This window comes from Citrobacter sp. Igbk 14 (assembly GCF_028069825.1).
Taxonomy (GTDB): Bacteria; Pseudomonadota; Gammaproteobacteria; order Enterobacterales; family Enterobacteriaceae; genus Citrobacter.
In genome coordinates this window covers 26906-37968 of the sequence record NZ_JANEWM010000044.1, presented here as the reverse complement: position 1 = coordinate 37968, position 11063 = coordinate 26906, and the positions used below count along the sequence as shown (strand labels likewise).

Below are 11063 nucleotides of genomic sequence, written 5' to 3'. Positions count from 1 at the left end.
TGCAGTAAACCGGGATGAATAATCCGGGTGGTGACAAAGAAATTCGGTGGAGCGGTAGTTCAGTTGGTTAGAATACCTGCCTGTCACGCAGGGGGTCGCGGGTTCGAGTCCCGTCCGTTCCGCCACTTATTAAGAGCCCTGAGCATTTGCTCAGGGCTTTTTCTTTGCCTATAACTTTATTATTGCTAAATTCGCAAAAATCCTCTGCATTTTTCGCTCTTTTTCTATAAAGAGCAGAAGGTCATAATCCCCTCAGTTAACGAACATTGTGATTAAAAAGAGGAATTCTATGACTATCCCTGCATTTGGTTTAGGTACTTTCCGCCTGAAAGACGACGTGGTTATCGCTTCTGTTAAAACAGCTCTGGAGCTGGGTTACCGCGCAGTCGACACTGCACAAATCTATGATAATGAAGCTGCTGTTGGCCAGGCGATTGCCGAAAGTGGCGTACCGCGTAATGAGTTGTACATCACAACTAAGATCTGGATTGAGAATCTTGGTAAAGACAAGCTGATCCCAAGCCTGAAAGAGAGCCTGAAAAAACTGCGCACAGATTATGTTGATCTGACGCTGATCCACTGGCCATCACCAAATGATGCTGTCTCTGTTGAAGAGTTTATGCAGGCATTGCTCGAAGCCAAAGAGCAAGGGCTGACTCGTGAAATTGGTATCTCTAACTTCACTATCCCATTGATGGAAAAAGCTATTGCTGCTGTGGGTGCAGAGAATATTGCGACTAACCAGATTGAGTTATCTCCGTATCTGCAAAGCCGTAAGGTTGTTGACTGGGCGAAAGAGCACGGTATCCACATCACCTCATACATGACACTGGCCTACGGTAAGGCGCTGAAAGATGAAGTGATTGCTCGCATTGCCGCTAAACATAACGCGACGCCGGCCCAGGTGATTCTGGCATGGGCGATGGGGGAAGGTTACTCTGTGATCCCTTCTTCTACCAAGCGTGAAAACCTGGCAAGCAACCTGCTGGCACTGGAACTGCACCTTGATGCGGAAGACAAAGCGGCAATCGCTGCTCTGGATTGCAACGATCGCCTGGTTAGCCCGGAAGGTCTGGCGCCTGAGTGGGATTAATCGCCTGACCCTCTGTGCCTTTAACCCTCTTTTACAGCTCCTTCGGGAGCTGTTCTTATATATTCACTTAAAAAATCGATAAATGCCCGAATACGGGTACTGACGGCACGATCGCTGTAATACACCGCGCTGAAAGGCATCTCGACTGGCAGCCGTTTATCCGCCATCAATTCGACCAGCTTACCCTGAGCGATCTCTTTATCAATCATATAATCTGAAAGACAAGCAATACCGTTGCCGCTCAGGCAAAGCTGCTTCAGCGTTTCGCCACTGTTCGAAGATAGATCGCAATCAACCTCATGCAATTGTCCGTCACTGCAGGCTATGGGCCAGGTATTGAGCGAAATGGGTTCAGAAAACCCCAGACACAGGTGCTGCTTTAACTCTTCAACAGTCTCTGGCTTACCGAAACGGGTAATATAGTCGGGCGAAGCAATAATCTTACGGTAGCTGGTAAAGAGTGGACGTGCGCGTAGACTTGAGTCAGTTAAGGCACCGGCACGTATCGCAACATCCACTTTTCGTTCAATAAGATTGATGAATGTCTCTGAGGAAACCAGCGACAACGTCATCTCGGGATAGCGCTCACGGAAAGGTTTGATCAGTGGCATCAGGAAATGCAACATCACCGGTGTTGCGGCATCGATACGCAGCAAACCGCGCGGTGTATTACGCGACTCCATGATTTCGGTTTCCGCCGCAGCCATATCCTGCAGTATCTGTTGTACACGCCTGAAGTAGCGTTCACCTTCTTCTGTCAGACTGAGCTGCCGGGTTGTTCGATTGAGCAAACTAACGCCCAGCTTCATCTCCAGCTTCTTTACTGCCCGACTGACCGCGGAATTGGCCTGCCCAAGCTGCTCTGCGGCCCGGCTAAAGCTACCGCTTTCCACGACCGCGACAAAAATTGCCAGTTCTTCGGAGGTTGCTTTCATTTTTGCACCTGAAGCAAAATTATATTGAGATTTTGAATATTTTTGTTATTAAAACATCCCGGCATACTGCCTGTCATCTGATTACTGATGATATGGAGCTATTTATGCCTCTCGCTTTATTTGCACTGACAATAAGTGCCTTCGCTATTGGCACGACTGAATTTGTGATTGTTGGCCTGGTGCCGACCATTGCTGAACAACTGGCGATCTCTTTACCTTCTGCCGGGATGCTGGTTTCAATCTACGCGCTGGGTGTCGCGATCGGGGCGCCAGTATTGACTGCCCTGACCGGACGCCTGCCACGTAAGCAACTGTTGGTTGCGCTGATGGTCCTGTTTACGGCCGGTAACTTGCTGGCATGGCAGGCACCTGGTTATACGACATTAATTGTCGCCCGCCTGCTGACTGGCCTGGCACACGGCGTCTTCTTCTCAATTGGTTCTACGATTGCGACAAGCCTGGTGCCAAAAGAGAAAGCCGCTTCTGCCATCGCTATCATGTTTGGTGGTTTAACGGTTGCACTGGTGACGGGAGTACCGCTGGGTACATTTATCGGACAACATTTTGGCTGGCGTGAGACTTTCCTTGCCGTATCACTGTTGGGTGTGATTGCACTGATTAGCAGCCAACTGCTGATCCCTGCGAATATTCCGGGTCGGGCGGCTGCCAGCATTCGTGATCAGGTAAAAGTGTTAACCCACCCACGCCTGTTGCTTATCTACGCGGTTACGGCGTTGGGGTACGGTGGTGTCTTCACTGCGTTCACCTTCCTGGCACCTATGATGCAGGACCTGGCAGGCTTCTCGCCGGCAGCGGTAAGCTGGATCTTACTGGGCTATGGCGTATCGGTCGCTATCGGTAATATTTGGGGAGGTAAGCTGGCGGATAAACATGGTGCTGTCCCGGCGCTGAAATTTATCTTCGCGGCGCTGTTTGTCCTGCTGATGGTCTTTCAACTGACGGCCTCTACGCAATACGCTGCGTTAGTGACGATTCTGGTGATGGGGATCTTCGCCTTTGGCAATGTTCCAGGTTTGCAGGTTTACGTGGTACAGAAAGCGGAACAATTTACCCCCAATGCGGTGGATGTGGCATCCGGTCTGAACATTGCTGCGTTTAATATTGGTATTGCGCTTGGCTCTGTGATTGGCGGACAAACGGTAGAGCATTATGGTTTAGCACAGACTCCGTGGATTGGTGCGCTGATTGTTCTGGTTGCTTTTTTACTGATGGGTATCAGCGGTCGCCTGGATAAACCGGCGCGGGTAGTATTGGGATAAATCATTGATGTAAGTACCCACTTACAAAACAAACTGCAATTGTTCGTTGAAAGTGAGTGCTAAAGTCCCTATAACAGAAGAACCAGTCCGGCTGCGGACTGGTTGACGTTATAGAGGTTTGAAAGTCTAAAGTGCGAAAAAACACCTATGCCATGCGCTATGTTGCCGGACAGCCCGCTGAGCGGATTTTACCGCCAGGGTCATTTGCGCATATCGGCCAGGCATTACCTGCAGGCGTGCCGTTAAGCAGTGAAGATCGCATTCGCGTGCTGGTATGGAATATTTTTAAACAGCAGCGCGCAGAATGGCAGTCGGTGCTGAAGAATTTTGGCAAAGACGCGCATCTGGTGTTATTGCAGGAAGCACAAACCACGCCTGAACTGGTGCAGTTTGCGACCGCTAACTATCTTGCCGCCGATCAGGTTCCCGCTTTCGTGTTGCCTCAGCATCCTTCTGGCGTCATGACGCTTTCTGCTGCACATCCGGTCTACTGCTGTCCATTGCGCGAGCGTGAGCCAATTTTACGCCTGGCAAAATCGGCTCTGGTCACAGTGTACCCGCTGCCTGACTCGCGTTTATTGATGGTGGTGAATATCCACGCGGTAAACTTCAGCCTCGGCGTCGATGTCTATAGTAAGCAGTTACTTCCCATTGGGGATCAAATCGCCCATCACAGTGGTCCGGTGATTATGGCCGGTGATTTCAATGCCTGGAGCCGCCGACGGATGAATGCGCTGTACCGCTTTGCGCGTGAAATGTCGCTGCGCCAGGTTCGCTTTACCGACGATCAACGCCGGCGTGCGTTTGGTCGCCCACTCGACTTTGTGTTTTATCGTGGTTTGAACGTGAGTGAGGCCTCTGTGCTGGTCACTCGCGCCTCCGACCACAATCCACTACTCGTTGAATTCAGTCCCGGCAAGCCTGAGCAATAAAGGTATGTCAGGTCTGCCGTAGGGCAGGCCTGTGATGGTTGCCCTTCATATTTCACAACAACCGAAGGACAACACAATGACAACACGCTCCCACCATGACAACGTCGAAAAGCAGTTTGGCTCTCAGGCTAACGCCTATTTAACCAGCACCGTACATGCTACTGGTCGTGATTTACAACGACTGGCGGAAAGGCTGTCTGCTTTTCCACAGGCACGGGTACTGGATATGGGATGTGGAGCAGGACACGCCAGCTTTGTGGCTGCGCAAAACGTTCAACAGGTTGTGGCTTATGATTTATCGTCTCAAATGCTTGAGGTGGTCGCAGAGGCTACAAAAGAGAAGGGCCTGGACAGCATCACCACGCAACAGGGATATGCAGAGAGCCTGCCGTTCGGCGATTGCGCTTTTGATGTAGTGATTAGCCGCTATTCGGCGCATCACTGGCATGATGTCGGACGTGCGCTGCGTGAAGTCAATCGTGTACTGAAATCCGGTGGTGTGGCGATCGTAATGGATGTGATGTCGCCAGGACATCCGGTCCGTGATATCTGGTTGCAAACTGTCGAAGCGTTACGCGACACCTCGCATGTCCGCAATTATTCCAGTGGTGAATGGCTGTCTTTAATCAACGATGCCGGTTTGATTACCGATACCGTGTTGACCGATCGCCTGCCGCTGGAGTTCAGTTCGTGGGTGGCGCGGATGCGTACACCTGCCGCGTTGACAGAAGCGATTCGTTTATATCAGGAGAGCGCATCTGCTGAAGTGAAAGCCTACTTCGCGTTACAGGAGGATGGTTCATTCACCAGTGATACGATAATGGTTGAGGCGCATAAAGCGGGATAAATAAAAAGGCACTGGGGGGAAACCAGTGCCTTCGTTTTTACAATGCTATCAGGAGTCAGGCATGCCGTTGTTTTTGACAAACAACGTGAGCTGATCGCCCGGTTGCAGATTGTCCGTATCGCTGTTCCAGCGCATTACATCCTTGATGTTAACCCCGTGGCGTTTGGCAATGCTCGACAGAGAGTCGCCTTTACGCACACGATAGGTGATGCTATCGCTGTTGTTAGCCAGTCGCTGTGCACTGGTGCCAGCACCTACGGTCAGGCTTTGGCCCACTTTCAGGGATGATCCACGCAGATTATTCCACTGCTGCAGATCCTTCGTGCTCACGCCAAGACGTGCAGCGACGCCAGAAAGCGTATCGCCAGAGCGAACTTTGTAACTACGGCTGTTCAGCGGCGTGTTATCAGCCACCAACGTTGACTGTACGGCTGCAATTTCGCCGGAAGCCAAAGACTCACGCAGCTTCTCTGCATGCTTCTTTGGTACCATCACGTATTGCGGACCGCTGGCACCCAACGTGGAGCCTTTCACACCTGCATTGAAGGTCTTCAGTTTGCTGACGGAAATACCCGCCATATCGGCAACCTGAGCCATCTCAACCGGGCTGTTCAGGCGAACACGTGCCAACGCACGGCTTTCGTCTGTGGTAGGCAGACGCACGCCATAGCGTTTGCTGTTTTTGAGAATATCACTCAATGCCAGCATTTTGGGCACATACTGCTTCGTTTCCTGAGGCAAAGGGAGCGACCAGAAATCGGTGGATTTACCCCGAGATTTGTTCGCTTTGATTGCCTTCATCACGCGACCTTCACCGCTATTATACGCGGCAACGGTCAGCAGCCAGTCGCCATCAAACATCTTGTTCAGACGCTGCATCATGTCCAGCGCGGCAGTGGTGGAAGCCACAATGTCGCGACGTGCATCATAATTGCGGGTCTGTTTTAAACCATAATTGCGCCCCGTGCTCGGAATGATCTGCCAAATACCTGCGGCATTGGCGCCAGACGTTGCGTGAGGATCAAAAGCGCTCTCCACTATGGGTAGTAGTACCAGTTCCATAGGCATGTTACGTTTCTTAACTTGCCCGGCTATCCAGTACATATACGGCTCTGCCCGTAAAGTTACATCGTGGAGATAGCTCTTATTGCGTAAATACTTCTGTTTTTGTTCGCGAATCCGGTTGTTTTCCGGAATTCCCATCTTTAGCTCGTCACCAATGAAAGCCCACAAATCCTGATCAGCAGCGATAGATGTTCCATCGTCCATCCATCGCGCCTGACTTGTAAACTTTCCTGCTTCCCCTTGACCAGCTGCAGAAAGGCTCTGTGCGTGCTGTTGGACGTTACCAGTATTCTGGCACCCAACAAGCAGGACAGAGGCGAGTAATATCGCTTTTGCCTTCATGTGTGTGTCAATAGTTGCTTAAAAGACGACCGATCATAACGGCGAAGTTTTCAAAAGGCAACCCGGAATTGTCAGAACGTATCTTTCTTTGACCTTAACCAGGCAAAACGCTCTTCAGGTTGTTGCAATATTGTTTCTTTGTTTATTTTATTAATTAAATCAATATCTTCCGTTCTTAAAAAAAGATTATTTCGCCGCTCATTTTTCAGAATTACGGGTAGTGTCATTTGTTTTTTTACGCGTAACTCATTAACTTTACGATAATATTCATTTATGCACGAATCGTGCGGCAGAATGCTTAAGGCAAACTTCATGTTTGCTAATGTGTACTCATGAGCGCAGCAGATCAATGTATCATCAGGAAGCGCACTTAATTTATTAAGTGATTGATACATCTGTGAAGCTGTACCTTCAAATAGTCTGCCACAACCGCCTGAAAAGAGTGTATCTCCGCAAAATAGATAAGGTTGGCTAAAGTAACAGATATGTCCTAAAGTGTGACCCGGCGTAGCAATTACCTTAAATTCATGCCCTAAAACGAGTGCAATATCGCCATCTTTGACTATATGGGTCGTTCCCTTATCTTGCGTTTCAGCCGGCCCGTAAACCACTAATTGTGGGAAATGTTGCAAAAGTTCTTTCACACCGCCAACATGATCATGGTGGTGATGGGTCAGGAGAATGGCCTCCGGCACCCAGTGATGTTCTGCAATCGCTTTCAGGACGGGAGCGGCTTCGCCCGGATCAACAATCAGGCAACGGTTTTCATTATTTGTCAGGACCCAGATGTAATTGTCCTGAAATGCGGGAATACTGTTAAGATTCATAAATTACCTCTCAATGCGTAACGGAAGGTTGTGATGAAACCGGCAAGGATCCCTCAAACTGTCGTAGCGCCCGTTAGCTGGGATGATTTACCCTGGGGTGAGCACTATCGTGAGGCGCTGGAACATCAGCTTAACCCGTGGTTCGCAAAAATGTACGGATTTCATCTGCTTAAGATTGGTAATTTAAGCGCAGAAATCAATTCCGAAGCGTGCGCGGTTTCTCATCAGGTAAATGTTTCTTTGCAAGGTTCGCCCATGCAGGTTACGGCCGATCCTTTACACCTTCCTTTTGCCGATAAATCCGTGGATGTCTGTCTGCTGGCTCATACACTACCGTGGTGCGCCGATCCGCATCGTTTATTGCGTGAAGCCGACCGGGTACTGATTGATGATGGCTGGTTAATACTGAGCGGGTTTAACCCGGTTAGCCTGATGGGATTGCGTAAGCTGGTGCCAGTGCTACGTAAAACACCGCCTTACAACAGCCGGATGTTTACCCTGATGCGCCAGTTGGATTGGCTCTCTTTGCTGAATTTTGAGGTGCTGCACTATAGCCGGTTCCACGTGCTGCCCTGGGCGAAGCAGGGCGGTAAAATGTTAAGTGCGCATATTCCGGCACTGGGCTGTCTTCAGTTGGTTGTCGCGCGCAAGCGAACCATTCCGCTTACGCTCAATCCGATGAAACAAAGTAAAATTAAGGCACGCATCCGCCAGGCTGTTGGGGCAACCCGACAATACCGCAAGCCAGACGCTTAAGACTCTGCCTGATACCCAACATCATCCTGGGTGGGACTCATTGCCGCAGCACGTGCAAGTTCATCACAGCGTTCATTTTCCGGATGACCCGCATGCCCTTTAACCCATTCCCATTTGATTTGGTGCGGCCCAAGTGCGGCATCCAGACGTTTCCACAGATCGACGTTCTTCACTGGCTTTTTATCTGCGGTTTTCCAGCCGCGTTTTTTCCAGTTGTGGATCCACTGTGTAATGCCCTGGCGCACGTACTGGCTGTCGGTGCTGAGTACCACTTCACATGGCTCTTTAAGTGCTTCCAGCGCGACGATTGCCGCCATCAACTCCATACGGTTATTGGTGGTGAGGTTGTACCCTTCGGCAAAGGTTTTTTCGCGCCCGCGATAGCGTAAGATAGCCCCATAACCGCCAGGACCTGGGTTTCCCAGGCAAGAACCATCGGTGAAAATTTCTACCTGTTTAAGCATCTCTGGTAGACTTCCTGTTTTAGCAAATCGAAATCAAACGATAAGTCTGACATAAATGACCGCTATGAGCACTGGAATTACACGACAGATAGTCCTCGATACCGAAACCACCGGTATGAACCAGATTGGTGCCCACTACGAAGGCCATAAGATTATTGAGATCGGCGCAGTTGAAGTGGTTAACCGCCGTTTGACCGGAAATAACTTCCACGTCTACCTGAAGCCGGACCGGCTGGTGGACCCGGAAGCATTTGGCGTACACGGAATCGCCGATGAGTTCTTGCTTGATAAACCCACGTTCGCCGATGTCGCCGATGAGTTTCTTGACTATATCCGTGGCGCGGAGCTGGTCATCCATAACGCATCGTTTGATATCGGCTTTATGGATTACGAGTTCGCGAAACTCAATCGCGATATCCCGAAGACGAACACCTTCTGTAAAGTGACCGACAGTCTGGCGTTGGCGAGGAAAATGTTTCCTGGCAAGCGTAACAGCCTTGACGCGTTATGCTCGCGCTATGAGATAGACAACAGCAAGCGTACTCTGCATGGCGCATTGCTCGATGCCCAGATTCTGGCCGACGTTTATCTGATGATGACCGGCGGGCAGACCACCATGGCGTTCTCTATGGAAGGTGACAGCCAGCAGCAGAATGATACGGGGATCCAGCGCATTGTGCGTCAGTCCAGTAAATTACGCGTTGTTTTCGCTACTGATGAAGAGCTGGCAGCCCATGAGTCGCGCCTTGACTTGGTACAGAAGAAGGGCGGAAGTTGCCTCTGGCGGGCCTAGTTCTGGTATTTACAGTACAGAAATGGTCATTCGGGTGATTTTTGCAGCAAACGATTAAAAAACGTGAGAAAAAGCGTTGACGAGGCGCGAGGCAATCCGTAATATTCGCTTCGTTCCCAAGCGGAACACAACGCGGAGTGGTAGTTCAGTTGGTTAGAATACCTGCCTGTCACGCAGGGGGTCGCGGGTTCGAGTCCCGTCCATTCCGCCACTATTCAGAAAGCCTGAATCAGAAATGATTCAGGCTTTCGTCGTTTTAATCCACCCAAAATAAAAGCCTGCAATAATGTTTCATTGCAGGCCGCCGTTGTTACTCGCTCAGCGTCTGGGCGATATCTTTTTGTACCTGTTGGCGCTGCTCTGGGGTGAGCACTTTGCTCAGATCAAAGTAATATTTCACGCGATAATAACGCGCCTGTTGTTCGATGTTGCTGAACGCGGCAAGCTGTTTCTTAACGGCGGCATCATCCCATTTCCCGGACTTGATGACGTCAATCAGCGCACCGTCTTTAACGTCTTTCACTGAAATCTGGTCAACGTTGTTTTCCAGCTGTTGGTGCAGTTTTTTAATCTGCGCCACCTGGTCATTGGTCAACTTAAGGTGTTGAACGACCGGATCCTGAGCCGGAGCGGGAACGTTGGATACGTTTGCTGCAAGCGTGCTAAAAGAGGCGCCAGCCAGAGTGGCAGCCAGCAAGGTCATACGTACGAAGTTCTTCATTTAGACATCCTGATAAGGGAATTATTGATAGTGTAGATCACCCGTTAATGACGCGTGATTATCCCTTGCAGAATACGTTGCCCGATGCATGTCGCCACGCGAATTTGTTTTGCGGTTGGTTACGGAGTGAAACAATCCCGCCGTGGATACCAGGTCCGTGGCGGGAGGGAAGGCGATCTCTACAGGGTGAAAGCGTCAGCATCCTGCCAGGCAGGAAATTTCTCGCGGTACTCGCGTAGCGCCGAAAGCGACAGCTCAGCATCAATTCGCGTTGCCTGATGTGGCTCGGCGGTGGCAACGACTTCACCCTGTGGGTTGATGACCCGGCTATCACCGCGATAATGATGGCCGTTACCATCGGTTCCCACACGGTTACATCCTGCTACATACGCCTGATTTTCAATTGCCCGTGCGGTGAGCAGAACCTGCCAGTGCAGCGAGCGCGGTGCGGGCCAGTTGGCAACATACAAGGCGAGGTCGTAGTCATTACGGTTACGTGACCACACCGGAAAACGCAGGTCATAACAGACCAGCGGCAGAATACGCCAACCACGCCATTCAAAGATGATGCGTTCTTCACCTGCCTGATAATGCTGATGTTCGTCTGCCATGCGGAACAGATGGCGTTTGTCATAGAGATGCACGGTGCCTTCGGGTTCAACCAGCAAAAAACGATTCACGGGTCCCCGTTCAGACTGTATCGCCGCGCTACCTGCTATCAGGGCATTCGTCTGCTGCGCTTTGCTACGCATCCAGCTTACAACTTCCTCTTGCGGCAACGATTTGTTTGCCGCTTCCATCGCAAATCCACTGGTAAACATCTCAGGCAACACAATAACGTCACGCCCGGTGACGGTTTCCAGTTGTCTGTCGAAATGGCGCAGGTTGGCTGGGCCATCCATCCAGATCAGTGGTTGTTGCAGCAGAGTAATTTTTAAACCTGGCACGGTCGAGGCTCCTCGTTGAACAGCATTTTGACACTGTAGCATGAGCATTAACGAAAATGTG

At 50.5% G+C, this 11063-nt stretch carries 11 protein-coding genes, 2 tRNA genes and 1 pseudogene; 8 read left to right on the top strand and 6 right to left on the bottom strand.

The genetic code is table 11. The features are described from left to right. The first annotated feature begins 48 nt into the window (after positions 1-48). Positions 49-125, top strand: a tRNA-Asp gene (locus tag NNN64_RS16465). A gap of 164 nt (positions 126-289) precedes the next feature. Then, positions 290-1093, top strand: a complete 804-nt coding sequence (gene dkgB, locus NNN64_RS16460; RefSeq protein WP_271442052.1) for a 2,5-didehydrogluconate reductase DkgB — start codon at positions 290-292, stop codon at positions 1091-1093. Between the two features lie 20 nt (positions 1094-1113). Here the strand turns inward: dkgB and yafC are convergent, their stop codons facing one another. Beyond that, the gene (yafC, locus tag NNN64_RS16455; RefSeq protein WP_271442051.1) at positions 1114-2028 is read right to left on the bottom strand and encodes a DNA-binding transcriptional regulator YafC; all 915 of its coding nucleotides are present in this window, start codon (positions 2026-2028) and stop codon (positions 1114-1116) included. Between the two features lie 104 nt (positions 2029-2132). On the opposite strand from yafC, the gene NNN64_RS16450 reads away from it, so the two are divergent. The 3 genes from NNN64_RS16450 to NNN64_RS16440 all read left to right on the top strand — a co-directional run bounded on the left by NNN64_RS16450 (position 2133) and on the right by NNN64_RS16440 (position 5087). Next, entirely contained in the window at positions 2133-3308 is a 1176-nt protein-coding gene (locus NNN64_RS16450; RefSeq protein ID WP_137384384.1) for an MFS transporter, read from the top strand. Positions 3309-3439: 131 nt separating this feature from the next. Beyond that, the gene (locus NNN64_RS16445) at positions 3440-4240 is read left to right on the top strand and encodes an endonuclease/exonuclease/phosphatase family protein (protein WP_008783770.1); all 801 of its coding nucleotides are present in this window, start codon (positions 3440-3442) and stop codon (positions 4238-4240) included. 76 nt (positions 4241-4316) lie between these two features. Next, the gene (locus NNN64_RS16440; protein ID WP_271442050.1) at positions 4317-5087 is read left to right on the top strand and encodes a class I SAM-dependent methyltransferase; all 771 of its coding nucleotides are present in this window, start codon (positions 4317-4319) and stop codon (positions 5085-5087) included. A 48-nt stretch (positions 5088-5135) separates the two neighbouring features. Here NNN64_RS16440 and mltD read toward each other — a convergent pair whose 3' ends face one another. Together mltD and gloB are read right to left on the bottom strand one after the other, a co-directional pair. After that, positions 5136-6494, bottom strand: coding sequence for a murein transglycosylase D (gene mltD, locus NNN64_RS16435; RefSeq protein ID WP_202039435.1), 1359 nt, complete (start codon positions 6492-6494; stop codon positions 5136-5138). Between the two features lie 71 nt (positions 6495-6565). After that, entirely contained in the window at positions 6566-7321 is a 756-nt protein-coding gene (gene gloB, locus NNN64_RS16430) for a hydroxyacylglutathione hydrolase (RefSeq protein WP_271442049.1), read from the bottom strand. Positions 7322-7354: 33 nt separating this feature from the next. Between gloB and NNN64_RS16425 the strand changes: the two genes are divergently transcribed. Beyond that, a complete protein-coding gene (locus NNN64_RS16425; protein WP_271442048.1) occupies positions 7355-8077 on the top strand; it encodes a class I SAM-dependent methyltransferase in 723 nt (240 codons plus the stop codon). On the opposite strand, the pseudogene rnhA reads toward NNN64_RS16425, so the two are convergent. Further along, positions 8074-8652, bottom strand: a pseudogene (gene rnhA / locus NNN64_RS16420) (ribonuclease HI). The gene NNN64_RS16425 and the pseudogene rnhA sit on opposite strands and share 4 nt — an antisense overlap. On the opposite strand from rnhA, the gene dnaQ reads away from it, so the two are divergent. After that, complete coding sequence (dnaQ, locus tag NNN64_RS16415; protein WP_170974423.1) at positions 8606-9334, top strand: DNA polymerase III subunit epsilon; 729 nt, start codon at positions 8606-8608, stop codon at positions 9332-9334. The pseudogene rnhA and the gene dnaQ overlap by 47 nt on opposite strands. Positions 9335-9468: 134 nt before the next feature. Continuing rightward, positions 9469-9545, top strand: a tRNA-Asp gene (locus tag NNN64_RS16410). 99 nt (positions 9546-9644) lie between these two features. On the opposite strand, the gene NNN64_RS16405 is transcribed toward NNN64_RS16410, so the two are convergent. Beyond that, on the bottom strand, positions 9645-10055 hold the full coding sequence (locus NNN64_RS16405; protein ID WP_271442047.1) for a Spy/CpxP family protein refolding chaperone: 411 nt from the start codon (positions 10053-10055) through the stop codon (positions 9645-9647). A 179-nt stretch (positions 10056-10234) separates the two neighbouring features. Further along, positions 10235-11002, bottom strand: a complete 768-nt coding sequence (locus tag NNN64_RS16400) for an amidohydrolase (RefSeq protein WP_271442046.1) — start codon at positions 11000-11002, stop codon at positions 10235-10237. Between the last annotated feature and the right edge of the window lie 61 nt (positions 11003-11063).